23 protein-coding genes and 2 pseudogenes are annotated in these 26958 nt (G+C 59.4%); 14 read left to right on the top strand and 11 right to left on the bottom strand.

The features are described 5' to 3' along the window. Positions 1–129 precede the first annotated feature (129 nt). Positions 130–999, top strand: a complete 870-nt coding sequence (gene tesB / locus FFH21_RS23300; protein WP_004655552.1) for an acyl-CoA thioesterase II — start codon at positions 130–132, stop codon at positions 997–999. Continuing rightward, positions 996–1586, top strand: coding sequence for an HAD family hydrolase (locus tag FFH21_RS23295; protein WP_004655550.1), 591 nt, complete (start codon positions 996–998; stop codon positions 1584–1586). Before tesB ends, FFH21_RS23295 begins: the two co-directional genes overlap by 4 nt. A gap of 240 nt (positions 1587–1826) precedes the next feature. Here FFH21_RS23295 and FFH21_RS23290 read toward each other — a convergent pair whose 3' ends face one another. The 5 genes from FFH21_RS23290 to FFH21_RS23265 form a co-directional block, all read right to left on the bottom strand. Then, entirely contained in the window at positions 1827–2816 is a 990-nt protein-coding gene (locus tag FFH21_RS23290; protein ID WP_011169521.1) for a hypothetical protein, read from the bottom strand. 4 nt (positions 2817–2820) lie between these two features. Beyond that, a complete protein-coding gene (locus FFH21_RS23285) occupies positions 2821–3708 on the bottom strand; it encodes a neutral zinc metallopeptidase (protein WP_011169520.1) in 888 nt (295 codons plus the stop codon). A gap of 136 nt (positions 3709–3844) precedes the next feature. Beyond that, on the bottom strand, positions 3845–5128 hold the full coding sequence (locus FFH21_RS23280) for an MFS transporter (RefSeq protein WP_041924639.1): 1284 nt from the start codon (positions 5126–5128) through the stop codon (positions 3845–3847). A gap of 226 nt (positions 5129–5354) precedes the next feature. Next, complete coding sequence (gene trmA, locus FFH21_RS23270) at positions 5355–6440, bottom strand: tRNA (uridine(54)-C5)-methyltransferase TrmA (protein ID WP_004666256.1); 1086 nt, start codon at positions 6438–6440, stop codon at positions 5355–5357. Beyond that, positions 6437–7732 (bottom strand): NCS2 family permease, encoded by a 1296-nt coding sequence (locus FFH21_RS23265; protein ID WP_011169518.1) that lies wholly within the window; start codon positions 7730–7732, stop codon positions 6437–6439. The genes trmA and FFH21_RS23265 overlap by 4 nt, the downstream gene beginning before the upstream one ends. A 264-nt stretch (positions 7733–7996) precedes the next feature. On the opposite strand from FFH21_RS23265, the gene FFH21_RS23260 reads away from it, so the two are divergent. The 6 genes from FFH21_RS23260 to FFH21_RS23235 all read left to right on the top strand — a co-directional run bounded on the left by FFH21_RS23260 (position 7997) and on the right by FFH21_RS23235 (position 14757). Next, positions 7997–8527, top strand: a complete 531-nt coding sequence (locus FFH21_RS23260; RefSeq protein WP_011169517.1) for a (2Fe-2S)-binding protein — start codon at positions 7997–7999, stop codon at positions 8525–8527. Continuing rightward, positions 8524–9513, top strand: coding sequence for a xanthine dehydrogenase family protein subunit M (locus tag FFH21_RS23255; RefSeq protein WP_004666254.1), 990 nt, complete (start codon positions 8524–8526; stop codon positions 9511–9513). Before FFH21_RS23260 ends, FFH21_RS23255 begins: the two co-directional genes overlap by 4 nt. Continuing rightward, complete coding sequence (locus FFH21_RS23250; protein WP_054072911.1) at positions 9510–11711, top strand: xanthine dehydrogenase family protein molybdopterin-binding subunit; 2202 nt, start codon at positions 9510–9512, stop codon at positions 11709–11711. Before FFH21_RS23255 ends, FFH21_RS23250 begins: the two co-directional genes overlap by 4 nt. A 406-nt stretch (positions 11712–12117) precedes the next feature. Next, positions 12118–13557, top strand: a complete 1440-nt coding sequence (locus tag FFH21_RS23245) for a cytochrome ubiquinol oxidase subunit I (RefSeq protein WP_004655531.1) — start codon at positions 12118–12120, stop codon at positions 13555–13557. Between the two features lie 3 nt (positions 13558–13560). Then, on the top strand, positions 13561–14568 hold the full coding sequence (gene cydB, locus FFH21_RS23240; protein ID WP_002555240.1) for a cytochrome d ubiquinol oxidase subunit II: 1008 nt from the start codon (positions 13561–13563) through the stop codon (positions 14566–14568). A 21-nt stretch (positions 14569–14589) separates the two neighbouring features. Beyond that, on the top strand, positions 14590–14757 hold the full coding sequence (locus tag FFH21_RS23235; RefSeq protein WP_002555239.1) for a DUF2474 domain-containing protein: 168 nt from the start codon (positions 14590–14592) through the stop codon (positions 14755–14757). 86 nt (positions 14758–14843) lie between these two features. Here the strand turns inward: FFH21_RS23235 and FFH21_RS23230 are convergent, their stop codons facing one another. Further along, entirely contained in the window at positions 14844–15968 is a 1125-nt protein-coding gene (locus tag FFH21_RS23230) for a class I SAM-dependent methyltransferase (RefSeq protein WP_041924638.1), read from the bottom strand. A 130-nt stretch (positions 15969–16098) separates the two neighbouring features. After that, positions 16099–16233 (bottom strand): annotated as a pseudogene (locus FFH21_RS23225) (LuxR C-terminal-related transcriptional regulator); the annotation flags it as partial. A gap of 55 nt (positions 16234–16288) precedes the next feature. Between FFH21_RS23225 and FFH21_RS23220 the strand changes: the two are divergent. Further along, positions 16289–17548: an IS256-like element ISPsy17 family transposase gene (locus FFH21_RS23220; RefSeq protein ID WP_004663377.1), complete on the top strand. Its 1260-nt coding sequence runs from the start codon at positions 16289–16291 to the stop codon at positions 17546–17548. Between the two features lie 56 nt (positions 17549–17604). Here the strand turns inward: FFH21_RS23220 and FFH21_RS30685 are convergent. Continuing rightward, positions 17605–17712, bottom strand: a pseudogene (locus FFH21_RS30685) (LuxR family transcriptional regulator); the annotation flags it as partial. 336 nt (positions 17713–18048) lie between these two features. Here FFH21_RS30685 and FFH21_RS23205 point away from each other — a divergent pair. Next, positions 18049–18825 carry a ferredoxin--NADP reductase gene (locus FFH21_RS23205; protein ID WP_004655524.1) on the top strand — a complete coding sequence of 259 codons (777 nt, stop codon included), beginning with the start codon at positions 18049–18051 and terminating at the stop codon, positions 18823–18825. Between the two features lie 417 nt (positions 18826–19242). Here FFH21_RS23205 and mscL read toward each other — a convergent pair whose 3' ends face one another. Further along, positions 19243–19689, bottom strand: a complete 447-nt coding sequence (gene mscL, locus FFH21_RS23190) for a large-conductance mechanosensitive channel protein MscL (RefSeq protein ID WP_002555236.1) — start codon at positions 19687–19689, stop codon at positions 19243–19245. Positions 19690–19883: 194 nt separating this feature from the next. Between mscL and radA the strand changes: the two genes are divergently transcribed. Then, positions 19884–21251, top strand: a complete 1368-nt coding sequence (radA, locus tag FFH21_RS23185) for a DNA repair protein RadA (protein ID WP_002555235.1) — start codon at positions 19884–19886, stop codon at positions 21249–21251. 14 nt (positions 21252–21265) lie between these two features. Here the strand turns inward: radA and FFH21_RS23180 are convergent, their stop codons facing one another. Further along, positions 21266–21640: a PilZ domain-containing protein gene (locus FFH21_RS23180; protein WP_004655519.1), complete on the bottom strand. Its 375-nt coding sequence runs from the start codon at positions 21638–21640 to the stop codon at positions 21266–21268. 285 nt (positions 21641–21925) lie between these two features. Here FFH21_RS23180 and FFH21_RS23175 point away from each other — a divergent pair, with 285 nt between their 5' ends. From FFH21_RS23175 to yjiA, 3 genes are all read left to right on the top strand, one after another. Beyond that, on the top strand, positions 21926–24001 hold the full coding sequence (locus tag FFH21_RS23175; RefSeq protein ID WP_002555233.1) for a carbon starvation CstA family protein: 2076 nt from the start codon (positions 21926–21928) through the stop codon (positions 23999–24001). 27 nt (positions 24002–24028) lie between these two features. Beyond that, positions 24029–24226: a YbdD/YjiX family protein gene (locus FFH21_RS23170; RefSeq protein WP_002555232.1), complete on the top strand. Its 198-nt coding sequence runs from the start codon at positions 24029–24031 to the stop codon at positions 24224–24226. Between the two features lie 95 nt (positions 24227–24321). Further along, complete coding sequence (gene yjiA / locus FFH21_RS23165; RefSeq protein ID WP_011169513.1) at positions 24322–25299, top strand: GTPase; 978 nt, start codon at positions 24322–24324, stop codon at positions 25297–25299. Between the two features lie 105 nt (positions 25300–25404). Here yjiA and glyA read toward each other — a convergent pair whose 3' ends face one another. Beyond that, positions 25405–26658 (bottom strand): serine hydroxymethyltransferase, encoded by a 1254-nt coding sequence (gene glyA / locus FFH21_RS23160; RefSeq protein ID WP_003340745.1) that lies wholly within the window; start codon positions 26656–26658, stop codon positions 25405–25407. Between the last annotated feature and the right edge of the window lie 300 nt (positions 26659–26958).

The following is a 26958-nucleotide window of genomic DNA, read 5'->3' as shown; positions in this document are numbered from 1 at the left end:
GATTGAGTTAAGCCAATCATCTTAAATCTGTATCATTCCATTCCAGTGGGATGGGCCAGAGGTCTGTCGGAAAATGCAGCGACTGCCGTTGCCGTACAAGTGCAGAGTCGATGTGCAAGAGGAGTGGGAATGAGCCAAGTGCTGGATGATCTGGTTGAGTTGCTGACGCTGGAAGCCATTGAAGAAAATCTTTTTCGCGGCCGCAGTCAGGACCTGGGTTTTCGCCAGCTGTTTGGCGGCCAGGTGCTGGGGCAGTCGTTGTCTGCCGCCAGTCAGACCGTCGAAGAGGACCGCCACGTTCACTCGCTGCACGGCTATTTCCTGCGCCCTGGCGATGCAGGCCTGCCGGTGGTCTACCAAGTGGACCGCGTGCGTGACGGCGGCAGTTTCAGCACGCGTCGCGTAACCGCCATTCAGAAGGGCAAGCCGATTTTCACGTGCAGCGCCTCTTTTCAGTACGACGAAGAGGGCTTTGAGCACCAGGCGTCGATGCCGCAGATTGTCGGTCCGGAAAACCTGCCGTCCGAGCTAGAGCTGCTGACGGGCCGAGCACACCTGATTCCCGAAGCGATGCACGACAAGTTTCTGCGTCCCAAACCGATTCAGTTCCGCCCGGTGACATCCGAAGACCCGTACGATCCCAAGCCAGGCGAGCCGTTGAAGTACGTGTGGTTCCGCGCCGATGGCAGCCTGTCGGACGTGCAGGCGCTGCATCGTTACATGCTGGCTTATGCCTCCGACTTCAACCTGCTGACCACTTCGTTACGGCCGCATGGCAAGACGGTCTGGCAGCGCGATATGCAGGTCGCCAGCCTCGATCACTCGCTGTGGTTCCATAACGACCTGCGCACCGATGACTGGCTGCTCTATGCAATGGACAGTCCCTGGGCAGGCAACTCCCGCGGTTTCTCACGCGGCAGTATCTTCAACCGCGCCGGGCAACTGGTTGCATCAGTCAGCCAGGAAGGGCTGATCCGCCATCGCAAGGATTGGACATGACACTCGACGGCATACAGCACTGGGTGTTTGACATGGATGGCACCCTGACCATCCCGGTCCACGACTTCCCGGCAATCAAGCGTGAACTGGGCATCCCTCAGGACGACGACATCCTGGGACATCTTGCCGCGTTGCCCGCTGAGGAATCGGCGGCCAAACACGCCTGGCTGCTTGAGCACGAGCGCGATCTGGCGCTGGCTTCGCAGCCTGCCGAGGGCGCGGTCGAGCTGGTTCGTGAGTTGTCGGCGCGGGGCTATCGGTTGGGAATACTGACCCGCAACGCTCAAGAGCTCGCGTACATCACCTTGAAAGCCATCGGCCTCGCTGACTGCTTTGCTGTCGAGGATGTACTGGGCCGCGACGAAGCGACCCCCAAGCCGGATCCGGCGGGTTTGCTGACGCTGGCCGCTCGCTGGAGTGTCGAGCCGGAGAAGATGGTCATGATCGGCGACTACATGCATGACCTGAACTGCGGCCGTGCGGCGGGTACCAAGACCGTTCTGGTCAACCTGAAAGACAACCCCTGGCCTGAACTGACCGACTGGCATGCTGTGGACTGCACAGCGCTACGCGGAATGTTGGGGTGATCTGAGCTGCCTACCGTGCCAATGCGGAGCGCTCACCGTTATCCACAAGTGTTTGTGGGAGCGACCGGGGCGGCAATCCGCATTGCTCGCGAAGACGGTATTTCAGTCGATGCATTTTCGACGATTATGTTGACCCTTTCGCGAACAAGTTCGCTCCCACTGCCTCCGGCCAGAATCAAAAGCGGACTTGTATGTGGCGTTGAACGCGGAGCGTGGGGACGATAGTTATATCCCTATCACTCAAAACGGCTTGAACAACACCGCCTGCCCCTCAGGTGAGGTGAATATCCCGTCGCCGTTGTGGCCGACTTTCGGCACGATTACCAGGCGCTGGTTCAGCCCTTCAGGATGGCGCTTCTTGAGGTAGTTGAAGTAGTTCTGACCACGAATCAGGCGATATGCGCCTTGCGCTTCGGCGGCGCAGGTCTTGTCCAGAGCAGGGTGGTTGCGATCGGTGTCCAGCTCGCCCATCAGGTAAGTGATGTCGCGCTTCACGTAATTCTTCTCGATGTCAGCCGGCTTTTCCTTTCCCGAATAGAACGGCATCTTGTTCAGACCGTATTTCCACTCGTCGAAATCAGGGCAGTTCTGCGCCGTTACCGGTTCAGGCCGCTCTGCGTCGAAATAGGCATAGGACGACGGGTTGGCAATCACATAACGCAGCTTCACGCCTTCCCGCTGCAGCAGAGCATCTTCCTTGCCGCCGATCATCGCGTAGCGCTGCACCACCTGGGCACCACCGGAATGCCCGGCAATGACCACTTCTTTGAGATTCGGGAACAGCTTGCTGTCGCTCAGACGCTTGAGGATATGGTCCAGAACCAGAAACGAACTGACGGGCTTGGGATTGGTGGCGGTTGCGCCTTCCATCCAGCTGTTCTGGCGCCAGCGCAGAATCGACTCCGGCAGGTGATGCGCGACAATGTCCTTCTCATCCAGAAATTGCGGGGCGATCAGCAAGGTCTTGCTGCGCTCTTTGGATTGATTGGCGGCACGTTCGATGCTGCGCAGGTAGGTTTGCGCATTACGCAGGCGGCCGTGCAGCACGATCACCGCGCGCTCGATCTTCGGCTTGGGGTGTACCCATTCCTGGCTAAGCCCCAGTGTCGCCTCTGCACCATTGATGGCCAGGCGATCCGGACTGATAGACGTAACCGCTTGATCCTCGGCATGCGCCCCGAGGCTCGCGAAGGCAGTGCTCAACAACAGGACCAGAAGCGGTTTAATCATGTGTTCAGAGACTCTTGGAGGCGAATGTATCGCATTGATTGATTTGGCCTTGGGTAAAGCCTGCCTTGAACCAGCGTACACGCTGGGCAGACGTCCCATGAGTAAAGGAGTCCGGAGCGACTCGACCACTGCTTTGCTGTTGCAAGCGATCATCGCCGATAGCGTTGGCCGCATTCAATGCCTCTTCAATATCACCCGGCTCAAGCCAGTTCAAACGATTTTGTGCGTTGTACGCCCAAACACCTGCAAAGCAGTCCGCCTGAAGCTCCTGGCGGACTAGTAAACCGTTGGCACCTTCCATTTTTTGCCCGGCCTGACGAGCCTTGTCGACCTTGGCAGAAATGCCCAGCAGGGTCTGCACATGGTGCCCGACTTCGTGGGCAATCACGTAAGCCTGGGCGAAGTCGCCAGCGGCGGAAAAGCGCTGGGCCATTTCACTGAAGAAGTCCATGTCCAGATAGACCTGCTGGTCAGCCGGGCAATAGAACGGACCGGTTGCCGAGGTCGCGCGACCGCAGGCCGAGTTCACCTGGCCGCTGAACAGCACCAGCGTCGGGTCCTTGTACTCGCGACCGTTCTGAGCGAACACGGCGCGCCAAGTGTCTTCGGTATCACCGAGGATGCTGCGCACGAATTCGGCTTGCTGGTCGTTGGCCGGTGGCGCCTGACGCGTTTGCGCGCTGGGTGGGGCGCTTTGCTCGGTGCCTTGCCCGGTCAGTTGCCCGAGAATCTGCATCGGGTCCTGACCGGTCAGCAGGCCGATGGCAACGATGATCACAATGCCGCCCAGGCCCAGCCCCTTGCCACCGATGCGCATGCCGCCGCCGCCACTGCTGCCGCCATCACGCGCATCGACTACGTTGTCGCTACGTCGGCCTTTTTTCCAGAGCATGTCGGATCCCTCTTCTTTTCGTGCAATGAGTGTCGCTGCTGATACAGGTCTGCGCCAGTCTGGCGGTCCGGCCAGCGTGTGCAGGATACGAGGGTATAGAGGTGCGAGAGAGCCGATTGGTTCGGGAAGTCCGTGTCTAGCTTTTCACGGGCTGCGCCTGCAACACTTCAGGTGGCGACGCATCGGCAAAACGGTCGACCTGCCGCAGCGATTTGAAGCCCGTCATCCACGCGCCGACCACGCCCAGTGTGCAGACGCCGCCCATGATTGCCGCAGGTATCGCGCCGACCAGCGAGGCGCTGGTGCCTGCGCGAAATTCGCCCAGCTCGTTGGATGAGCCGACAAACAGCATATTCACGGCATTGACCCGGCCGCGCATGTTGTCCGGCGTCGAAAACTGCACCAGCGCCGAGCGAATGAACACGCTGACCATGTCCGCCGCGCCCGCGACCAGCAGAGCCAGGCACGAAAGCCAGAACAGTGTCGACAGTGCGAACACCAGATTCGCTACGCCGAACAGGCCGACGGCAATAAACATGGTCATGCCGACGTTGCGCTGCAGCGGGCGCATGCTCAGGTAAATACCGACGCCCAGCTCGCCCAGGCTCATCGACGCACGCAGCATGCCCAGCCCTTGGGGGCCCAGATGCAGCACTTCATGGGCGTAAATCGGCAGCAGCGCCACCACGCCGCCGAGCAGCACGGCGAACAGGTCCAGCGAAATGGTGCCGAGGATGATCGGTCGCGAGCGGATGAAGGCAATTCCCGCGGTGAACCGGCCCCAGGCGCTGGAGCCAAGTTCCACTGGCTTGCCGGCAAAGGGCGTCGCTACAGGGGCCAGAAACAGGATGCCAGCTATGAATGCTGCCACGCAGACTGAATACGTCAGTTCTGCGCCGCCGAGCCAATACAGATAGCCGCCGATCAGCGGGCCGCCAACGGTCGAACAGCGCATGATCACACTGTTGGTGGCAATGGCCGAAGGCAGTTGGTCACGCGGGACAATCTGTGGCAGCAGGCTTTGCAGGGCCGGGCCGGTGAAGGCGCGGGCGCAGCCGTAGAGCATCAGCGCGCCGTAGATCAGCCGCAGGTCTTGCAGTTTGAGGGCCGAAAACACAAACAGAATGGTGCCGCAGAACGCCTGCACGCCCCAACTGATCATCAGGATGACCTTGCGGTTGTAGCGGTCGATCAGGTCCCCGGCAGGCATCAACAGCAGCAACATGGGAATAAACTGAGCAAGGCCGACATACGCCAGTGCCATTGGCTCGCGGGTCATGTCATAGACCTGCCAGGCGACCACCACTGCCTGAATCTGCATGGCAAACACTGCCATCAGGCGCGAGAGGATAAAACTGACGAAACCGGGCTGGCTGGACAACTTGACCGGGGCAGGAGAGGCGGAAGACTCAGAGCTCAAGAAAGGGATCCCATCGAAGCGGCTAATTCACGTTTTCGGTTTATACCTTAGCGTATCGATAGGAAGCTAATAAATATTCTGACAGTTTCGCCGTGACGGGCATGAAAGAACTCCCGCTCCTCACGCTCCAGCGTGGGAATGCAGTTCACGACGCTCCGCATCGCAAGAGGACGCGGAGCGTCCAGAAAGGCATGCGACGCAGAGCGCCGCACGATAGTGATATGCCTCAACGGCGAACCAGCAGCACACCCGATTCCATGTGGTGGGTGTACGGAAACTGGTCGAACAGGGCGCAGCGCTCGACCCGGTGGGTGTCGTGCAACTGGGCGATGTTGGCGGCCAGGGTTTCCGGGTTGCAGGAGATGTACAAAATGCGCTCGAAGCGGCGGGTCAGTTCGCAGGTGTCCGGGTCCATGCCGGCGCGTGGCGGGTCGACGAAGACGCTGCCGAAGTCGTAGCTCTTCAGGTCCACACCGTGCAGACGGCGGAACGGGCGCACTTCGTTCAGCGCTTCGGTCAGCTCTTCTGCCGACAAACGCACCAGCGTGACATTGTCCACGCCGTTGTCATCCAGGTTGCTCAGCGCTGCATTGACCGAGGTCTTGCTGATTTCGGTCGCCAGCACCTTGCGCACGCGGGTGGCCAGCGGCAGGGTGAAGTTGCCGTTGCCGCAGTACAACTCCAGCAGATCGTCTTGCCGCTCGCCCAGCGCATCAAACGCCCAGTTGAGCATCTTGCCGTTCACCGTGCCGTTGGGCTGGGTGAACGCGCCTTCCGGTTGGCGGTAGCTGAAGGTGCGGCCAGCCACGTCGAGCTTCTCGGTCACGTAATCCTGGCCGATGATCAGCTTCTGGCCCTTGGAACGACCGATCAGGCTCACGTTCAGCTCAGCCGCCAATTGCTCGGCAGCGGCTTGCCATTCAGCGTCCAGCGGGCGGTGATAGCACATGGTGATCATCGCATCACCCGCCAGCGTGGTCAGGAAGTCCACCTGAAACAGCTTGTGATTCAACGTCGGGCTGGCTTCCCAGCGCTCGCGCAGCACCGGCATCAGCGCGTTGATGCGCTCGCTGGCGATCGGCAGGCCTTCGAGCAGGATCGGCGTTCGATTGTCGCCCGGCGCGAACATTGCGTAATAACGCTTTTGGTCTTCGCGCCACAGGCGAAATTCGGCGCGCAGCCGATAGTGCTCGCGCGGTGAATCAAACACCTGCGGCTCAGGTGCATCGAACGGGGCCAGCAACTCGCGCAGGCGAACGGTTTTTTCTTCGAGCTGACGGTCGTAGCTCGCAGGGTCGAAAGGAACACTCATGCGTTGAACCAGCCCAGCTTGATCACGAACAGGATCGACAGGATCACCAGCGCGGAATTCAGCTCGCGCCAGCGTCCCGACAACAGCTTGATCGCTGTCCAGGAAATGAAACCAAAGGCAATGCCGTTGGCAATGGAGTAGGTGAACGGCATCGCCAGAGCGGTAATTAACACCGGCGCTGCGACGGTGATGTCGTCCCAGTCGATTTCAGCCATGCCGGACGCCATCAGCACGGCGACGAACAGCAGCGCCGGTGCGGTGGCGAAGGCGGGCACGCTGCCGGCCAGCGGGGCGAAGAACAGCGCCAGCAGGAACAGCACGGCGACCACCACGGCAGTAAGACCGGTGCGGCCACCCGCGCTGACGCCCGCAGCCGACTCGATGTAGCTGGTGGTGGTCGAGGTGCCCAGCAGGGAACCGGCCATCGCGGCAGTACTGTCGGCGATCAGCGCACGGCCCATTTTCGGCATGTGCCCGTCCTTGCCCATCAGCCCGGCGCGTTTGGCCACGCCGATCAGGGTGCCGGAATTATCGAAGATATCGACGAACAGGAAGGCGAAGATGATGCTCACCAGACCAACGTCCAGCGCGCCCATGATGTCCAGCTGCATGAAGGTCGGTGCCAGCGAAGGCGGCATCGACACCACACCGCCAAACGGCGTGAAGCCCAGCACGATGGACACCAGGGTGACCGCGAGGATGCCGATCAGCACCGCGCCGCGCACTTTGAGGTGGTCCAGCGCCACGATCAGAAAGAAGCCCAGGGTAGCCAGCACCGGAGCAGGCTGCTTGAGGTCGCCCATGCCGATGATGGTGGCCGGGTTGCTGACCACGATTCCGGCGTTATGCAGGGCGATCAGTGCCAGAAACAGGCCGATACCAGCGGCAATGGCCGAACGCAGGGGCAGAGGGATGCTGTTGATGATCCATTCACGGATGCGAAAGATCGACAGAATGAAGAACATCACCGCCGAGATGAACACTGCACCCAGCGCTACCTGCCAGCTGTGACCCATGTGCAGGACCACGGTATAGGTAAAGAAGGCGTTCAGGCCCATGCCCGGTGCAAGGGCGATCGGGTAGTTGGCGATCAGCCCCATCACCGTCGAGCCGATGGCGGCTGCCAGGCAGGTGGCGACGAATACCGCGCCCTTGTCCATGCCGGTTTCGCCGAGGATGCTCGGGTTGACGAACAGGATGTAGGCCATCGCCAGGAAAGTCGTGACGCCCGCGAGAATCTCGGTCCGCACGTTGGTGTTGTGTGCCTTGAGTTGAAACAGCCTTTCCAGCATGTCTGGCTCTCCGTGACGCGGCGCGCGTCGTGAATGATCGACTCCAACAGCAAAGCACAGACTGCGAGGCAGCCCGTTTGATTTCTGCGAGTCGGAAAAAGCCGCGCATCATACCAGCAGCGGGTCAGGATGGCTGCCTGTGGATAAGGGCCTTTCGATGACAAGTGCGCTCATCAAGAAAGCCTGAACGTTGCAAACCTCACGAAGTCCCACCCCTTAAGACGCATAAAAATGCGCTAAGCGAACGCCTACCGTGAGGTTTCCATGAGTGCAACGACCCCGAACCCGAAGGATTTCGCGACCCACGCGATTTCTCTGACCCTGAACGGGCAGCAGCGCCAGCTGGACGTGCTGCCCTGGACCACCCTGCTGGACCTGCTGCGTGATCAGCTTGATCTGGTCGGCACCAAGAAAGGCTGCGACCACGGCCAGTGTGGTGCATGTACCGTACTGCGTGACGGTACGCGCATCAATGCCTGCCTGACGTTGGCGATCATGTGCGACGACGCCGAACTGACCACCATTGAAGGTCTTGCCGACGGCGATCAGTTGCATCCAATGCAGCAGGCGTTCATCAAGAACGATGCGTTCCAGTGCGGCTATTGCACGCCCGGGCAAATCTGCTCGGCTGTCGGGCTGGCCAACGAGGGGCGCGCCAGCACGCGTGCCGAGATCCAGGAACTGATGAGCGGTAACCTGTGCCGCTGCGGTGCTTACAGCAATATTCTTGCGGCGGTCGAAGAGGCCTTGCCACAGTTTCACAATGCAGCGCCGAAGCCGGAGGTGAACGCATGAATCCGTTTACCTACAGCAAGCCGACCGACATCACCGCAGCGGTCAACCTGAGCGGGCCTGCCACGCGTTTCATTGCTGGCGGCACCAACCTGCTCGATCTGATGAAAGAAAACGTCGCAACGCCTGAACACTTGATCGATATCACCGGCCTGCCATTAAGGGAGGTCAGCGAAACGGCTTCTGGCGGACTGATGATCGGTGCCCTGGTGAGTAATGCCGACCTGGCGTATCACCCGTTGATCGAGGCGCGGTACCCGTTGCTGAGCAAAGCCGTCCTGGCCGGTGCCTCGCCACAGTTGCGCAATATGGCCAGCACTGGCGGCAACCTGTTGCAACGGACCCGCTGCTATTACTTCTATGACACCGGTGTGCCGTGCAACAAGCGTGAACCGGGTAGCGGCTGCCCGGCGCGTGAAGGTCTGAACCGTATTCACGCAATCCTCGGTGCCAGTGACGAATGTGTCGCCACGCATCCATCCGACATGTGCGTGGCCCTTGCTGCGCTGGAGGCTGTGGTGCATGTCGAAGGACGTGCCGGTCGCCGCACCATCGAGTTCGCGGATTTCCACCGCCTGCCGGGTGATGCGCCGCAACGCGACAACCAATTGGCCGATGATGAGTTGATCATCGCGGTCGAGCTGCCTGCACAGGGCTTTGCCAGTCACAACGCTTATCTGAAGATTCGTGATCGCGCATCCTATGCGTTTGCCCTGATATCGGTCGCTGCTGCCATCGATCTGGACGGTGACGTGGTACGCGACGTGCGTCTGGCGCTGGGTGGCGTCGCGCACAAGCCGTGGCGCGACAAAGCGGTCGAGGCATTGTTGATCGGTAAACCGGTCACTCGCGAGCACTTCGCCGCTGCGGCAGACGCCATGCTTGAAGATGCCAAGCCTCTGGAGCACAACGGTTTCAAAGTCAGGCTGGCCCGCCGCGCGATCATTCGCGCCTTGAGCGATGCCGCAACAGGAGGGAGCGCCCTATGAACCAGCCATTTTCGCCAATGGGCAAGCCGGTAGACCGCGTCGACGGCCGACTGAAAGTGACAGGCGGCGCGCGCTACGCCGGTGAATACCCTGAAGAAGGGCTGCTGTATGCCAGCGTGGTCTCCAGCACCATCGCCAACGGTCGCGTCGTCAGCATCGATACCAGCGAGGCGTTGAAAGTCGCGGGTGTCGTCGCCGTCATCGACCATACCAATCGTCCTTCAGTGGCCAGCTACGACGAAAACTACGAAGACGCTGACTCTGCCGACGGTTCGCCGTTTCGGCCTTTTTACAACGACAACGTTATGTACAGCGGCCAGCCGCTTGCGCTGGTCGTTGCCGATACGCTGGAGCTGGCACGGCACGCCGGTTCGCTGGTGCGTATCGAATATGAACAGCAGGCTCACCAGACCGATTTGCAGGCCATGCTCGACACTGCCCATGACGCGCCTGCCGAACTGCCGCCGCCGCGTGGCAACTTCGAGGGTGAGCTGGCCAGTTCTGCGCTCAGCGTTGACGTGACCTACAGCACGCCCAGCGAATACCACAACCCGATGGAACCGCATGCTTCCACCGTCCTGTACCAGGCTGACGGCAGCCTGCAGATTCACGACAAGACCCAGGGCACGCAGAACTGTCAGGACTACCTGCATAAGGTCTTCGGTCTGGAAAAGGACAAGATCCGCGTGCTGGCAGCCTTCGTCGGCGGTGCCTTCGGTTCAGGCCTGCGCCCGCAATATCAGCTGCCATTGGCGGTGATGGCAGCGTTGCATCTGAAGCGCTCGGTGCGCCTGACCCTGACCCGACAACAGATGTTCACCTTCGGCTATCGCCCGCGCACCGTGCAGCGCTTGCGTCTGGGGGCGGCTGCCAACGGTCGTCTGCTGGCCATTGGGCATGAAGCCATCGGCCAGACTTCGCGATTCGAGGACTTCAGCGAGCATGTTGTTGAGTGGAGCGGCATGCTCTATCACTGCGATAACGTGCAACTGACCTACAAGCTGGTGCCGCTGGACGTGTTCACGCCTTTGGATATGCGTGCGCCGGGCGCTGCATTGGGCATGATCGGTCTGGAGTGCGCCATGGACGAGCTGGCCTGTGCGCTGGCCATCGACCCTGTGCGCCTGCGCCTGACCAATTACGCCGAACGCAACGGTAATGAAGACAAACCTTACTCCAGCAAAGAGCTGCGCGAGTGCTACCGCCAGGTCGCCGAGCGTTTTGGTTGGGAAAGTCGCAACCCCGAGCCACGCAGTATGCGCCAAGGTCGTCAACTGGTCGGCTGGGGCATGGCGGGCGGTGTCTGGGAAGCCATGCAGATGAAAGCCAGCGCCAAGGCGCGTCTTGAGGCTGATGGCAGTTTAGTAGTCAGCAGTGCCACGACTGACATCGGTACGGGTACGTACACTGTGATGACGCAGATCGCTGCTGAAGCCTCGGGCATCGATGTGGAGAATGTCACCTTTCTACTGGGTGACTCTTCGTTGCCGACCGCGCCTTTGCAGGGCGGCTCGTTTACCGTGTCTTCAGTGGGTACAGCGGTGCAGCAGGCGTGTCAGGCCTTGCAGCGTCAGGTGCTGGAAGTTGCCAAAGGGCTTCATCCGCAGTTCGCATCTGCCACGCCGGATGAGGTGCGTTTCGAAGCGGGCAAGCTGTATGTGGGCGAGCAGGCGCTGTCGATGGCAGAGCTGGCTGCCTCTCAAGCCAGTGGTGCGATTGAAGTGCAAGTTGATGCCGAGCCGGACAAGAAGCGTGAAGCCTATGCGGCTGCAACGCACTCGGCGGTATTCGTCGAAGTGCTGGTCGACGAGGACCTGGGCACGATCAAGGTCAATCGCGTGGTCAGTGCTGTGGCAGCGGGCCGGGTAGTGAACCCGAAGATGGCGCGTAGTCAGATTCTTGGTGGTGTTGTGTGGGGGATGGGCATGGCGCTTCAGGAAGAGGCGATGCTTGATCACACTCTGGGTCGCCCGATGAACCACAGCCTGGCCGAGTACCACATCCCGGTTAATGCTGATATCGGCGATATTGACGTGCTGTTTGTCGAAGAACACGACGAGATCGTCAACGCGCTAGGTTCCAAAGGCGTCGGCGAGATCGGCATCGTGGGCGTACCGGCAGCGATTGCCAACGCGATCTACCACGCCACCGGCAAGCGGATCCGCGAGTTTCCGATCACGCTGGACAAGTTGTTGTAATCGCGCGCGCAAATCCAACTGCTTATCGTGCCAACGCTCTGCGTTGGCATGCGGTTCTGGACGCTCTGCGTCCTCTTGCGTAGGTGGTGCGGCGCAGGTGTGACGCGGAGCGTCACGAACGGCATTCTCACGCTAAAGCGTGAGGAGCGGTGGGCGTCTGCAAGTGCTCTACCGGTGAGACAAATCGACACGCGACAATAGACCACACGACTTTAGCGGCTGAACAGGACTACTCTTTCATGGTCGATTGATCTGCATCATTGCGTTCAGGCAGTGATCAGTGCTTCGGCCAGCGTTTTCGCCATTGGAAACGCCAGAATAAAGAAACATAAGCACTCATTACCGTGGGAGCAATCGTTGTTGGCTCACAGCCAGCAGCAGGTTTCATCTGAGAGAGGAACATATTATGTTCGGTTTAGAGGCTATAGATCTCGCCCGAATTCAGTTCGCATTCACCATTTCGTTTCACATCCTGTTTCCTGCCATCACTATTGGTCTGGCAAGTTACCTGGCTGTGCTCGAAGGTCTGTGGCTGAAGACCCGCGATGACGTCTACCGTGACCTGTACCACTTCTGGTCGAAGATCTTTGCCGTCAACTTCGGCATGGGCGTGGTCTCCGGGCTGGTCATGGCCTATCAATTCGGCACCAACTGGAGCCGCTTCTCCGATTTTGCAGGTGCTGTTACCGGCCCGCTGCTGACCTACGAGGTACTGACCGCCTTCTTCCTTGAAGCAGGTTTCCTCGGCGTCATGCTGTTCGGCTGGAACCGTGTCGGCCGTAAGCTGCACTTCTTTTCCACGGTGATGGTTGCCATTGGTACGCTGATCTCCACGTTCTGGATTCTGTCGTCCAACAGCTGGATGCAGACGCCGCAAGGTTTCGAGATCATCGACGGCCGTGTCATTCCGACCGACTGGTTCGCAGTGGTGTTCAACCCCTCGTTCCCGTACCGCCTGACGCACATGGCGATTGCCGCATTCGTCGCAACTGCGTTCTTCGTCGGCTCCTCGGCTGCCTGGCACCTGTTGCGCGGTCGCGATACACCCGCCGTACGCAAAATGCTTTCGATGGCCATGTGGATGGCCTTGCTGGTTGCACCTATTCAGGCAGTGGTCGGTGACTTCCACGGTCTGAATACGCTCAAGCATCAGCCGGCGAAGATCGCCGCCATTGAGGGCCACTGGGAAAACGTCGGTGACGAACCGACCCCGCTGATTCTGTTCGGCATTCCCGACATGAAGGAAGAGCGTACCAAGTACGCGGTGGAAATTCCGTACCTGGGCAGCCTGATCCTGACCCACAGCCTCGACAAGCAGGTGCCGGCGCTCAAGGAGTTCAAGCCTGAGGATCGCCCTAATTCGACAATCGTATTCTGGTCGTTCCGGGTCATGGTCGCCCTCGGCATGCTGATGATCTTCACCGGCCTGTGGAGCCTGTGGCTGCGCAAGCGCGGCACGCTGTATAACTCGCGTCCGTTCCTGTACCTGGCGCTGTGGATGGGGCCGTCTGGCCTGATCGCGATTCTCGCCGGCTGGTTTACTACCGAAATCGGTCGTCAGCCGTGGGTCGTGTATGGCCTGATGCGCACCGCCGATGCATCGTCCGGCCACAGCGTGGCGCAGATGAGCATCACTCTGGTGCTGTTCGTGGTCGTGTATTTCGTGCTGTTCGGTGCAGGTCTTGGCTACATGATGCGCCTGGTTCGCAAGGGGCCAAAAGCCTATGTCGAACATGTGCCTCACGGTGGTCCCGGCCAGCAACGCACTCCGGCCCGTCCGCTCTCCGCTGCTGTTGAAGGCGAAGAAGATGGCGACCATCCTGACCGTCTCGGCAAGGGGATTTAAGCCATGGGTATCGATCTTCCGCTGATCTGGGCCATCATCATCGTCTTCGGCATCATGATGTACGTGGTGATGGACGGCTTCGATCTGGGCATCGGGATTCTCTTCCCGTTCATGAAAGACAGTTCCGACCGTGACGTGATGATGAATACCGTCGCGCCGGTCTGGGACGGCAACGAGACCTGGCTGGTGCTGGGCGGTGCGGCACTGTTCGGTGCATTCCCGCTGGCCTACTCGGTGGTCTTGTCTGCGCTGTACCTGCCGCTGATGTTCATGCTCATGGGCCTGATCTTTCGCGGCGTGGCGTTCGAGTTTCGCTTCAAGGCGACCGAACAGAAACGCCACCTCTGGGACAAGGCGTTCATTGGCGGTTCGCTGGCTGCAACCTTCTTTCAGGGCGTGGCGCTGGGCGCCTACATCGAAGGAATTCCGGTGGTCAATCGTCAGTTCGCTGGCGGTTCACTGGACTGGCTCGCGCCGTTTCCGATGTTCTGCGGCCTGGCCCTGATTGTCGCCTATGCGCTGCTGGGCTGTACCTGGCTGATCATGAAAACCGAAGGTTCGCTGCAGAAGGCGATGCATGATCTGGCCCGCCCTCTGGCACTGGCTGTGCTGGCGGTCATGGCGGTGGTCAGCCTGTGGACGCCGCTGGCTCACGCGGACATTGCCCATCGCTGGTTCAGCATGCCCAATCTACTGTGGTTCATGCCCGTGCCGGTTCTGGTGCTGGTGACCATGTACGGTTTGTTCAAGGCTGTCGCCCGCAATGCCCACTACACGCCGTTCCTGCTGACCCTGTTGCTGATATTTCTGGGTTACAGCGGGCTGGGCATCAGCCTGTGGCCAAACATCATTCCGCCTTCGGTATCGATCTGGGCAGCCGCCGCGCCGCCGCAGAGCCAGGGCTTCATGCTGGTCGGCACGCTGTTCATCATTCCGTTCATCCTGGGCTACACCTTCTGGAGCTACTACGTATTCCGCGGCAAGGTGACGGCTGCAGACGGTTATCACTAGTCCGAACCGAGGAGATTGACGATGTCTGGTAAAAATTCCATGCACGATCCTGATCCGGCACTGAGCAAACCGCTCTGGCAACGCCTGGCCTGGCTGGTCGGGATCTGGGCGGGCAGCGTATTTGCGCTGTTTATCGTAGCCAGCCTGATGCGCATGTTCATGAGCGCAGCGGGCCTGACGACACACTGATACTGAATTCCCGTTCGTGTCCTCCGGACACGTTTTGCGACCCTCTTGCCACCCGCTGGCAAGAGGGTCTTTTTTTGCGCCATGGATTACTTGCGTGCTTTCAGGATCACGAATTTCGGCGTGGCCGCCACTTGCTCGACACCGCGGAACAGGCGCGACAGCTTGGTGTGATAACCCAGGTGACGGTTGCCGACGATATACAGCGCGCCGCCGTTAACCAGTGCGGCACGCGCCTGGAGGAACATGCGCCAGGCAAGAAAATCTCCCACCACCTGTTGCTGATGGAAGGGCGGATTGCACAGCACCACATCCAGCGAGTCGGGTTCCTGAGTGTCCAGCCCGTCGGCTGCCCGAACTTCCACCACACGTTCGCCCAGCGTTGCGCGCCAGTTCTCGGCTGCCGATTGCACGGCCATGAACGACTCGTCGACCAGCGTGTAGTGCGCCTGCGGGTTGTCCAGCGCGCTGGCAATAGCCAGCACGCCGTTGCCGCATCCCAGGTCGGCGACCCTTGCGGTGCCGAGGTTTTTCGGCAGATAAGGCAGGAATGCCCGGGTACCGATGTCCAGCCCGTCGCGGCAAAATACATTGGCGTGGTTGAGCAGTTCGATGGCCGGCTCGTCCAGACGGTAACGGGTCGGGTAGGGCGAAGTCCGCACTTCCATGGGCTGCGGCGTGGCGAACAGCAGCCGGGCTTTTTTCACCGCCAGTGAGGCCTGCACCGGCCCTACGTATTCCTCCAGCAGGTCGCCAGCCGAACGTGGCAAATGCTTGACCATGGCTGCCGCGACCACGCGAGCCCCCGGTGCCAGTTGACCCTGCAGGCGTATCAGTTGTTCTTCCAGCAGCGCCAGGGTCTTCGGCACCCGGATCAGTACCCAGTCGAATGGCCCGCTCAAGGGCTCGCTGGCGGGGATGTGCGGTACCGCGTCATAGCTCATGCCATTGCGTGCCAGGTTCTTTTCCAGACCTTGTGCAGCCAGGAAAGAGTCGGTGCTGCTGACCACCGTGGCATGAGACGCCAGACTGGCCGCCAGCGCGCCGAAACTGTCATTGAGCACCAGCACCCGGCTTTGCAGGCTCAGCCCGGTTTCTGCAACATGATTGAGCAGGTACTCGTCAGCAGCATCGAATGCCTGCAACGGCTCATCCTGTTGCTCGGGTTGGCGAATGAGATCAAGTTCAGCGAAAGGACTGATGAGCAGGGGCATTGGCGGGAGAACTCTGTGCAATCGAAAGTATGTCAGTGAGCCCGAAGACAGGTGGGCTCGCCGAGGCAGACGATTTTACGTATTTTTTCGTTTTCATACCTGTTTGATTGCGGTTCGGCTGCGGGCTTTATCAGAACACCCCGCTCAGTGCGGCCTGTACGGCAGCAGCCGTCTTGTTGCAAACGCCCATTTTCTGAATGGCGCTGGCAATGTGAAAGTGGATGGTGCGCTCCTTCAGGCAGAGAATCATTGCGATATCGCCAGCTGGAGACTGTCAGAAATTTTGTGTTCGGGCATAACATGTAGCTAGAGGTGCATGTATGCCGACCAAAAAGAAGTCCGCCAATGCAACAGCGAGGGAGTTGCCCTCGATTCCCCAAGAGCTGATCGAGCAGTTTGTTAAAGGCCCGATGAGCGCCGAAGCCATTCAAGACGCGTCCATGGCGTTCAAGAAGGCTCTGATCGAGCGTGCGCTAGGCGCCGAGCTGGGTCACCACCTTGGTTACCCTCAGGGCGCGGAGCGCCCTGAGGGGGCGACCAATCAGCGCAATGGCAAAAGCAGCAAGACGGTTCTGACCGACGACGGGCCGCTTCGCCTGGATATCCCCAGAGACCGCGATGGTAGCTTCGCCCCGATCCTGATTCCCAAGCACGAACGACGTTTTACAGGCTTCGACGACAAGATAATTGCCATGTACGCCCGGGGCATGACGGTGCGTGAGATCCGCGCTTTTCTATCTGAGCAGTATGGAACTGACGTGTCCCATGACTTCATCAGCTCAGTCACCGATGCGGTCATGGAAGAGGTGGGCGCTTGGCAGCAACGACCCTTGGAACCGATGTATCCGGTGATCTTCTTCGATGCGTTACGGGTCAAAATCCGGGACGAGGGGTTAGTGTGCAACAAGGCTATTTATCTGGCGCTGGGGGTATTACCTGATGGCACGCGCGACATTCTGGGTATATGGATCGAGAGCACCGAGGGTGCCAAGTTTTGGATGAAGGTGTTCAACGACCTCAAGACTCGTGGCGTTGAAGATGTTCTGATCGCCGTCACGGATGGCCTCAAAGGAATACCGGAGGCGTTGGGGGCGGTTTTTCCTGCCACGACGCTGCAAACCTGCATCGTGCATCTGATCCGCAACAGCTTGGACTATGCCGCTTGGGATAAACGTCGGGCACTGGCCAAAGCACTCAAGCCGATCTACCAGGCGATCAATGCCGATGTGGCTGAGCAAGAGCTTAACGCCTTTGAAGCGGGCCCCTGGGGCAAGCAGTATCCGACTGTAGTTGCTGCATGGCGTCGCGCCTGGGATCGGGTTATACCGTTTTTTGTTTTTCCGGCGGGCATTCGCAAAGTGGTTTACACGACCAATGCCATCGAGAGCATCAATGCCCAGTTACGCAAGATCATCAAGACTCGAGGGCACTTCCCGACCGATGAGGCTGCGACGAAACTGATATGGCTTGGGTTGCGCAACATCACCGCCAACTGGGGTCATGCGGCACACGACTGGAAAGTGGCAATGAATCAATTTGCGATCCTGTACGGAGACCGATTTACCAGACCGAGCTGGTAAAACAAGGGCCTGCCTGACGGCAGGCCCTAACCAGCCCGAACACAAAAAAACTGATACTCCCCAGCTGTCTTGCCTTCGGCGGACCACTTGAGGACTTCAATTTCTCTCTGAGTCAGGTTTTTTGCTGGCGAGGGCTGTGAAAATTTTATTTCCATTGTGTTCATGTAGCCTCCTTGCAGTACGTGTCCAGACCTTGCTGTTCGTTTATCCAGTCTAGGAACAAAAACATCGCAAACTGCGCCTGCGCGCATTACCCGGACGGATGGGCTGATGGCACTTGGCAGCGTGTTATCGGCCTTTTGGCTGGAACCCCTGTGCAAGAGAGGTCGCGGCAATTTGGCCTGTAGAGGTTCGGTCAGGCATTTGCGGACTCAAGAACCAAATACTCTAAGCCGCAGCGCCGCTGACCGGGTAATTCACCACAAACAGCCGGTGTTTATCGGGCCCGCTTTGCGGGACACTGGGTTCTGCTTTTCATATTCAGGAGTTCAAAGCACACCATGACCGTCAGTGACGACAAATTCACCCGACAGACACTGCAGCGTGTCACGCCGCTGACCACCAACCTGTTCACCCTGCGCACCACGCGCGACCCTGGTTTTCGCTTTCGGGCAGGACAGTTTGCGCGCCTCGGTGTGACCAAGGCAGACGGCACCACCGTATGGCGTGCCTACTCGATGGTGTCTTCACCGCACGACGAGTTTCTGGAGTTTTTTTCCATCGTGGTGCCGGATGGCGAATTCACCAGCGAACTGAGCCGTCTGCGCGAAGGCGACGAATTGATGGTGGAAAAACTGGCGTTTGGTTATTTGACCCTGGACCGTTTTGTCGATGGCCGCGACCTCTGGCTGTTATCCACAGGTACAGGTGTCGCGCCGTTTCTATCGATCCTTCAGGATTTCGAGGTCTGGGAGAAGTTCGAGCGGGTGATTCTGGTGTACAGCGTTCGTGAGTCCCGCGAACTGGCCTATCAGCAGTTGATTGGCGAACTGATGCAGCGTGAATATCTGGCTGAATACGCAGACAAGTTCCTGTTTCTACCGACTGTGACCCGCGAACAGCATCCGGGCGCACTAAGTGGCCGCATTACACAGTTGATTGAAAACGGCGAGCTTGAGCGCGCTGCAGGCATCGCACTGACACCTGAGCATTCCCGGGTAATGCTGTGCGGCAACCCGCAGATGATCGACGACACACGTGCACTGCTCAAACAGCGTGACATGCGCCTGAGCCTGTCACGCAAGCCGGGGCAGGTTGCGGTGGAGACGTATTGGTAAGTGGGGAAGGCAGAACGCTCTGCATGACTATCGTGCCAATGCTCCGCGTTGGCATGCAGTTCGTGACGCTCTGCGTCACACAGCGGTTCTTCGACATCAGGTGAGTTGGCGCCCGACTCAGGTCACCTTTTCGCCCCTCGGCGAGTTACTTTGATGGGGCCAAAGTAACCAAAGCCCCTCGCTCCTGTTTCCGGCCCGACTTCGTCGGGTTCCTTCGCCCTGTCACTGATCCGGGGCTAGCCGCAACGGGCCATCCATGGCCCGGTGCGGCTAGCCTGGCGTCCTGCCAGGCTACCCCCGGATCAGCGCCAGGACTCAGCCGTCACTAAGGTCGCACTCTGCGTCGTCTGTGCCACCGCGATTGAAAAGCACTGCGTGGGGACGATAGCCATCTCCTTAAGCGCTCCGGGAGTCAAATCAAAGCGGACGCGTAGGGTCTACAGTGACTGGCGCGGCCGGTTTGTTCTGTTCCTTGAGCAGGTCACGAATTTCGCTCAGCAGCACTTCCTGCTTGGATGGCGTTGGTGGCAGGGTCGGTGCTTTGGCTTCTTCGCGCTTGAGGCGGTTGATCGCCTTGACGCCCATGAAGATCGCGAACGCGACGATAATGAAGTCGATAACCGTCTGGATGAACTTGCCATAAGCCAGCAGCACTGCCGGTGCCGTACCTTGCGCAGGACGCAGGGTGATGGCCAGGTCACTGAAGTCCACGCCGCCGATCAGCAAGCCTAACGGTGGCATGATCACATCGCCGACGAACGACGAAACGATCTTGCCGAATGCCGCGCCAATGATGATACCGACGGCCATATCGACCACGTTACCTTTGACCGCGAAGGCCTTGAACTCGCTAAGTACGCTCATGGGTAATTCCTTGTTACAGATAAAAGTGATCCGGGAGAGTGTAGTCCAGCCTTACAGTTGTCGTCCGTTCTACGTTCAATCGACCGAAGCGGCCTGTGTAAGTTTTATCCGGTTTTGAAAGTCATGGTTCGCTGCGCAGGTAGCTGCCGGCTCAACCTGCGTTATCATGGGCGTTTTTTACGACTGGGGTTGTCATGGCCAAGGCCAAACGCTTGTACGGCTGCACCGAGTGCGGCGCGACATTTCCCAAGTGGGCGGGCCAGTGCAGCGAATGCGGTGCCTGGAACACACTGGTCGAAACGATGATTGAGAGTGGCGCTGCTGCGCCGCCCACCGGGCGTACCGGCTGGACCGGTTCACAGGCGCAAATCAGAACCCTGGCAGAAGTCAGTGTCGAGGAGATTCCGCGCTTCTCCACCAACTCCACCGAGCTCGACCGAGTGCTGGGCGGCGGGCTGGTTGACGGCTCGGTGGTGCTGATTGGCGGCGACCCCGGCATCGGCAAGTCGACAATTCTGTTGCAGACACTGTGCAATATCGCCCAGCGCATGCCCGCGCTGTATGTCACCGGCGAGGAATCCCAGCAGCAGGTGGCCATGCGTGCCCGACGCCTGGGGCTGCCGCAGGACAAGCTGCGCGTCATGACTGAAACCTGTATCGAAACCATCATTGCCACTGCCAAGGTCGAGAAGCCCAAGGTCATGGTGATCGATTCGATCCAGACGATTTTCACCGAACAGTTGCAGTCAGCACCGGGCGGCGTGTCGCAGGTTCGTGAAAGCGCGGCCTTGCTGGTGCGCTACGCCAAACAGAGCGGCACGGCGATCTTTCTGGTTGGTCACGTCACTAAAGAGGGCGCGCTTGCCGGCCCGCGTGTGCTTGAGCACATGGTCGACACCGTATTGTATTTCGAGGGCGAGTCGGATGGCCGTCTGCGTCTGCTGCGGGCGGTGAAGAATCGCTTCGGCGCGGTGAACGAACTGGGCGTGTTCGGCATGACCGACAAGGGCCTGAAAGAAGTCTCCAACCCGTCGGCGATTTTTCTCACCCGCGCTCAGGAAGAAGTGCCAGGCAGTGTGGTCATGGCCACTTGGGAAGGCACGCGGCCGATGCTGGTGGAGGTTCAGGCGCTGGTGGACGACAGCCACATGTCCAACCCGCGTCGTGTAACGCTGGGTCTGGACCAGAACCGTCTGGCCATGCTCCTGGCGGTCCTGCATCGACATGGCGGTATTCCGACTCACGACCAGGACGTGTTTCTCAACGTAGTGGGCGGTGTGAAAGTGCTGGAAACCGCATCCGACCTGGCCTTGATGGCTGCGGTGATGTCCAGCCTGCGCAATCGTCCGCTGCCGCATGACTTGCTGGTGTTTGGCGAAGTGGGGTTGTCGGGTGAGGTCAGGCCGGTGCCCAGCGGCCAGGAGCGCCTCAAGGAAGCCGCCAAGCATGGCTTCAAGCGGGCCATCGTACCTAAAGGCAATGCGCCGAAGGAAGCGCCACCCGGTTTGCAGATCATTGCCGTCACGCGTCTGGAGCAGGCACTGGATGCGTTGTTCGAATAACCTCGCCCCGAGGATTATCCCTGCAGTTCGATCAAGGCTGCCAGTTCCCGATCCAGTTCTTCGGGGTCTCCGAGGTTCAATACGACCAGCCGCTTCAGGTGGCTGATTGACTCCAGCCCTATGTGCCGGCAAACGAATCCCAATTGCCGGTTGTTGTCATGGGTGATTTTGACATCCATTTTTACATAAGCGTCGTTGCTTAGAATGATGTCGACTTCAAAGGGCTGCGCCTGATCACCGTTCCACGGATCAGGCCGTTCGATGAGCAACCCTTTCAGGGAAATATCGACCAGTTGAACCTTCCAGGTCTGATCGCCTTGCTTTAAATCGGTTTTGGCGTCGAAGGCAATGCGCTTGAAACGACGGCGATCTGCAGGTGAGTCGGTCATCGAATGAACTCTCTTGTTGACCGCCACCGGAGGTCAGCGGGCAGGTCGTTATCTGATCAATTCTGTTGTTCCTGCACGATAGACCTGAAAGCCATTACAGAACAGTTCCGCATGACTGTTTTGTGATCCGGCAACCATCTGTCGAGGCCATTCCAGCCCTCTATGCCGGGTATCTGCCGCAATTGATCAAATTTCGCTCTAGACCATGGTTGGGGGTGGTCTTTCGCTGATCCGGCGCTAAACTCGGACTGCTTGCCTTCTAGTCAACTCTGCTGGAATAAAAAAATGAAAAATAATAATAGTCTTATGCGCCATGTTCCCTGGCTCATCGTCGCAATTGTCGGGGCATGTGCCCTTGGGGTCGTGGCCTTGCGTCGCGGAGAAGCGATCAACGCTTTGTGGATAGTGGTCGCTGCGGTGGCTATCTATCTGGTTGCCTATCGTTACTACAGTCTGTTCATCGCCACCCATGTCATGCAGCTCGATCCGCTGCGCGCGACACCGGCGGTGGTCAACAACGATGGTCTGGACTACGTGCCGACCAACAAACACATCCTTTTCGGTCATCACTTTGCTGCCATCGCCGGTGCAGGCCCGCTGGTCGGCCCGGTACTGGCCGCGCAAATGGGTTATCTGCCCGGTACGCTCTGGCTGATCGCCGGTGTGGTGCTGGCCGGTGCGGTACAGGATTTCATGATCCTGTTCCTCTCCACGCGCCGTAACGGTCGCTCGCTGGGCGACATGGTTCGCGAGGAAATGGGCCGTATTCCCGGCACCATCGCCCTGTTCGGCTGTTTCCTGATCATGATCATCATCCTGGCGGTGCTGGCGCTGATCGTGGTCAAGGCCTTGGCCGAGAGCCCGTGGGGCATGTTCACGGTCATGGCGACGATCCCGATCGCGATGTTCATGGGCATCTATATGCGCTACATCCGCCCGGGTCGTATCGGTGAAATCTCTATTATCGGTGTCATTCTGCTACTCGGTTCGATCTGGGTCGGCGGCATGGTAGCGGCCGATCCGACCTGGGGGCCGATGTTCACCTTCACCGGCGTGCAGATCACCTGGATGTTGGTGGGCTATGGTTTTGTAGCAGCGATGCTGCCGGTCTGGCTGCTGCTTGCGCCACGTGACTACCTGTCGACCTTCCTGAAAATCGGCACCATTCTGGCACTGGCAATCGGCATCCTGATTCTGGCTCCCGAGCTGAAAATGCCGGCCCTGACCCAGTTCACCAACGGCACAGGCCCGGTCTGGAAGGGCGCACTGTTCCCGTTCCTGTTCATCACTATCGCTTGCGGTGCGGTATCGGGTTTCCACGCGCTGATCTCTTCGGGCACCACGCCCAAGCTGCTGGATAACGAAAAGAACGCTCGTTACATCGGTTACGGCGGCATGCTGATGGAGTCGTTCGTGGCCATCATGGCAATGGTTGCCGCCTCGGTGATCGAGCCAGGCGTGTACTTCGCTATGAACAGCCCGGCTGCGGTGGTTGGCAGTGACGTGGTGACTGTCGCGCAGACTGTCTCCAGCTGGGGCTTTGCCATCACGCCGGAGCAATTGACTGCTGTCGCGAAAGACATCGGTGAAAACACTGTGCTGGCGCGTGCCGGTGGTGCGCCGACGCTGGCGGTTGGTATCGCGCAGATCCTCCATCAGGTGCTGCCGGGTGAAAACACCATGGCGTTCTGGTACCACTTCGCGATTCTGTTCGAGGCGTTGTTCATTCTGACCGCAGTCGACGCCGGTACACGAGCCGGACGCTTCATGCTGCAGGATCTGCTGGGCAGTTTCGTTCCGGCTTTGAAACGCACCGAGTCGTGGACGGCCAACGCTATCGGCACCGGTGGTTGCGTGGCGCTGTGGGGCTATCTTCTGTACCAAGGTGTAATCGACCCGCTGGGCGGCATCAATACCCTGTGGCCGCTGTTCGGCATCTCCAACCAGATGCTCGCCGGTATTGCCCTGATGCTGGCCAGCGTCGTGCTGATCAAGATGAAGCGTCAGCGCTATGTGTGGGTGACCATGCTGCCTGCCACCTGGCTGCTGATCTGCACCGTGACGGCTGGTCTGATCAAGCTGTTCGACGCCAATCCTGCGGTGGGCTTTCTGGCCCTGGCCAAGAAATACAGCGCGGCGGCGGATGCCGGCCAGATCCTGGCCCCGGCCAAGACCATGGACCAGATGCAGCATGTGATCTTCAACGCTTACACCAATGCCGGGCTGACCGTGCTGTTCCTGTTCGTGGTGTTCAGCATTCTGTTCTACGCCCTTAAAGTAGGCCGTGCGGCGTGGACCACCAAGGCGCGTACCGACAAGGAAGCTCCTTACCAGGCCATGCCGCCAGCGTCGCAGGTGTGATGATGGTTACCCACAGAGGATTTGCCCATGTTCAATGACCTGAGTCGCCTCGGGAAATACCTCGGTCAGGCCGCGCGTCTGATGGTGGGCATGCCTGACTACGACACGTACGTAGAGCACATGCAGAACACCCACCCGGACAAGCCGATGATGACCTACGAGCAGTTCTTCCGGGAGCGGCAAGAGGCACGTTACGGCGGCAAGGGTGGTCCGAAGTGCTGCTGATCCTCTGAACTGCGTTATTGTTTGATCCGACGCGCCGCAGGCCATCACCTGTGGCGCGTTTTCATTTCAGCTGAATGCATCACGCCAGGAGCCTTATGACTGAGTTGCAACCCATCCCCGTGACCGTGCTGACCGGTTTTCTGGGGGCAGGCAAAACCACTTTGCTGCGCCACCTGCTCAAGGCCGAGCACGGCCTGAAAATCGCCGTGATTGAAAACGAATTCAGCGATGCAGGTATCGACAGCCAGTTGCTCGGCACTGATCCCGTACAGATCATGACCCTGTCCAATGGCTGCGTGTGCTGCACCATCCACACCGACCTGACCAAGGCGCTCTACCTGTTGCTGGAGCGCCTGGACAGTGGCGAAATCGCTTTCGACCGACTGGTGATCGAGTGCACCGGGCTGGCCGACCCTGCACCCGTCGCCCAGACCTTCTTCATCGATGAAGAGCTGCGCGAGCGCTATATCCTCGACGGCATCATCACCCTGGTCGATGCTGCACACGCCGATACCCACCTGGCGCAAACCATCGCCCAGGCGCAAATCGGCTTTGCCGACCGATTGCTGGTGAGCAAGCGTGATCTGGTCGACGACGCAACCTTCGATGCCCTCAGCGCACGGCTGACCCGCATCAACCGCCGCGCCCCGATCCGCATCGTCGAACATGGCAACATCGACCTTGCCGAACTGCTCGATGTGCGCGGCTTCAACCTCAACGCCGACCTCGGCGGCGGTATGATCCTGCGCCCACTGGCCCCTGTCGGCAATTCAGGCGACCGCATCACCAGCCTCGTCCTGCGCAGCGAAAAACCGCTAAACCTGGACCGCCTCAGCGAGTTCATGAACGAACTGCTGGAAGACCATGGCAAGCAACTGCTGCGTTACAAGGGCGTGCTCAACATCAAAGACGAACCGCGCAAGATGGTGTTTCAGGGCGTGCTCAAGCTGTACGGCTTTGACTGGGACACCGAGTGGGCCGAAGGCGAAAAACGCGAGAGCGTGATCGTGTTCATTGCCGATGAATTGCCGGAGGAGAAGATCCGGGCGGGGTTCGAGAGGGTATGCGGCTGAGAGGTCGGGCAGCGGCTGAGCTCCTGCCCATACAGCGATCCGCCCAACAAAAAGCCCCGGCTCTCACGAACCGGGGCTTTTGGTACTGCGTTTAAACGAGGCTTATCAAGCGCCGTAAACTGGCAGCTTCGCGCAGATGGCCTTGACCTTCTCACGAACGGCGTCGATCACCGCTTCGTTATTCAGGTCAGCCAGGATGTCGCAGATCCAGCCGGCCAGTTCCTTGCACTCAGCTTCCTTGAAGCCGCGAGTGGTCACTGCCGGGGTGCCGAAGCGCAGGCCGGAGGTGACGAACGGGGAGCGTGGGTCGTTCGGTACGGAGTTCTTGTTGACGGTGATGAAGGCGCGACCCAGGGCGGCGTCGGCGTCTTTACCGGAGATGTCCTGCTTGATCAGCGACAGCAGGAACAGGTGGTTTTCAGTACCCCCGGAAACCACGTCGAAGCCGCGCTCGATGAACACACCGGCCATTGCCTTGGCGTTCTTGACCACTTGTTGCTGGTAGGTCTTGAACTCAGGCTGCAGCGCTTCCTTGAAGCACACGGCCTTGGCTGCGATGACGTGCTCCAGCGGACCGCCCTGGGAGCCAGGGAATACCGCGGAGTTCAGCTTCTTCTCGATTTCGGCGTTGGCGCGCGCCAGGATCAGGCCGCCACGTGGACCGCGCAGGGTCTTGTGTGTGGTGGTGGTCACGACGTCGGCGAATGGCACCGGGTTCGGGTAGACGCCTGCGGCGACCAGACCGGCTACGTGAGCCATGTCGACGAACAGGTAGGCACCGACCTTGTCAGCGATTGCACGGAAGCGCGGGAAGTCGAGGATCTGCGAGTAGGCAGAGAAACCGGCGACGATCATTTTTGGCTTGTGCTCGACAGCCAGGCGCTCGACTTCGTCGTAGTCGATCATGCCGTTGGCATCGATACCGTACTGAACGGCGTTGTACAGCTTGCCCGAGGACGAAACACTGGCGCCGTGGGTCAGGTGACCACCGTGAGCCAGGCTCATGCCCAGAATGGTGTCGCCGCCTTGCAGCAGGGCCAGGTAGACCGCCGAGTTGGCTTGCGAACCCGCATGTGGCTGGACGTTGGCGTAATCAGCGCCGAACAGCTCCTTGGCGCGGTCGATGGCCAGTTGTTCGATAACGTCGACGTACTCGCAACCACCGTAGTAGCGCTTGCCTGGATAGCCTTCGGCGTACTTGTTGGTCAGGGCCGAGCCCTGAGCTTCCATGACGGCCGGACTGGTGTAGTTTTCCGAGGCAATCAGCTCGATGTGTTCTTCCTGACGCAGAGCTTCTTGCTCCATGGCGGCAAACAGATCGGCGTCGTACTTGGCGATAGTCAAATCACGGCTGAACATGGCAGTCCTCAAGGGGGCATGGCGGAAAAGGCGGGTATTCTACCCCATCGGGTTTTATCTGGCATATGAAAGGCAGTCATCTTGACCAGTGACGCCGTTCACGCGGGTTTCGACAAGGCCTGAAATCATGGACGTGCCGCAGGCGCAAGGCTCGTTCTGTGGGGTGCTCACCCACATGAGAGGGTCGAGATTGGTTTAGTCATCGGCGGCGTGAACCGGGCACATCCACTCGAATTTTCAGCGATCACGCATCTATTTACCTTCAACTGCCGGAACCGTTCCGGGCCGGACGACACTCAG

Source organism: Pseudomonas sp. KBS0707 (assembly GCF_005937945.2).
Taxonomy (GTDB): domain Bacteria; phylum Pseudomonadota; class Gammaproteobacteria; order Pseudomonadales; family Pseudomonadaceae; genus Aquipseudomonas; species Aquipseudomonas amygdali.
Note: the sequence above shows the minus strand (reverse complement) of the source record. Positions and strands in the feature narration are given on the sequence as shown.

Bases quoted from the DNA above. Each gene is read 5' to 3' on its own strand.
- FFH21_RS23295 (WP_004655550.1), top strand. From the start codon at position 996: ATGACACTCGACGGCATACAGCACTGGGTGTTTGACATGGATGGCACC.
- FFH21_RS23205 (WP_004655524.1), top strand. From the start codon at position 18,049: ATGACCGTCAGTGACGACAAATTCACCCGACAGACACTGCAGCGTGTC.
- FFH21_RS23180 (WP_004655519.1), bottom strand. From the start codon at position 21,640: ATGACCGACTCACCTGCAGATCGCCGTCGTTTCAAGCGCATTGCCTTC.
- FFH21_RS23285 (WP_011169520.1), bottom strand. From the start codon at position 3,708: ATGCTCTGGAAAAAAGGCCGACGTAGCGACAACGTAGTCGATGCGCGT.
- FFH21_RS23170 (WP_002555232.1), top strand. From the start codon at position 24,029: ATGTTCAATGACCTGAGTCGCCTCGGGAAATACCTCGGTCAGGCCGCG.
- FFH21_RS23175 (WP_002555233.1), top strand. From the start codon at position 21,926: ATGAAAAATAATAATAGTCTTATGCGCCATGTTCCCTGGCTCATCGTC.
- mscL (WP_002555236.1), bottom strand. From the start codon at position 19,689: ATGAGCGTACTTAGCGAGTTCAAGGCCTTCGCGGTCAAAGGTAACGTG.
- cydB (WP_002555240.1), top strand. From the start codon at position 13,561: ATGGGTATCGATCTTCCGCTGATCTGGGCCATCATCATCGTCTTCGGC.
- radA (WP_002555235.1), top strand. From the start codon at position 19,884: ATGGCCAAGGCCAAACGCTTGTACGGCTGCACCGAGTGCGGCGCGACA.
- yjiA (WP_011169513.1), top strand. From the start codon at position 24,322: ATGACTGAGTTGCAACCCATCCCCGTGACCGTGCTGACCGGTTTTCTG.
- FFH21_RS23260 (WP_011169517.1), top strand. From the start codon at position 7,997: ATGAGTGCAACGACCCCGAACCCGAAGGATTTCGCGACCCACGCGATT.
- tesB (WP_004655552.1), top strand. From the start codon at position 130: ATGAGCCAAGTGCTGGATGATCTGGTTGAGTTGCTGACGCTGGAAGCC.
- FFH21_RS23245 (WP_004655531.1), top strand. From the start codon at position 12,118: ATGTTCGGTTTAGAGGCTATAGATCTCGCCCGAATTCAGTTCGCATTC.
- FFH21_RS23220 (WP_004663377.1), top strand. From the start codon at position 16,289: ATGCCGACCAAAAAGAAGTCCGCCAATGCAACAGCGAGGGAGTTGCCC.
- FFH21_RS23235 (WP_002555239.1), top strand. From the start codon at position 14,590: ATGTCTGGTAAAAATTCCATGCACGATCCTGATCCGGCACTGAGCAAA.
- FFH21_RS23290 (WP_011169521.1), bottom strand. From the start codon at position 2,816: ATGATTAAACCGCTTCTGGTCCTGTTGTTGAGCACTGCCTTCGCGAGC.
- FFH21_RS23250 (WP_054072911.1), top strand. From the start codon at position 9,510: ATGAACCAGCCATTTTCGCCAATGGGCAAGCCGGTAGACCGCGTCGAC.
- FFH21_RS23255 (WP_004666254.1), top strand. From the start codon at position 8,524: ATGAATCCGTTTACCTACAGCAAGCCGACCGACATCACCGCAGCGGTC.
- FFH21_RS23265 (WP_011169518.1), bottom strand. From the start codon at position 7,732: ATGCTGGAAAGGCTGTTTCAACTCAAGGCACACAACACCAACGTGCGG.
- trmA (WP_004666256.1), bottom strand. From the start codon at position 6,440: ATGAGTGTTCCTTTCGACCCTGCGAGCTACGACCGTCAGCTCGAAGAA.
- glyA (WP_003340745.1), bottom strand. From the start codon at position 26,658: ATGTTCAGCCGTGATTTGACTATCGCCAAGTACGACGCCGATCTGTTT.
- FFH21_RS23230 (WP_041924638.1), bottom strand. From the start codon at position 15,968: ATGCCCCTGCTCATCAGTCCTTTCGCTGAACTTGATCTCATTCGCCAA.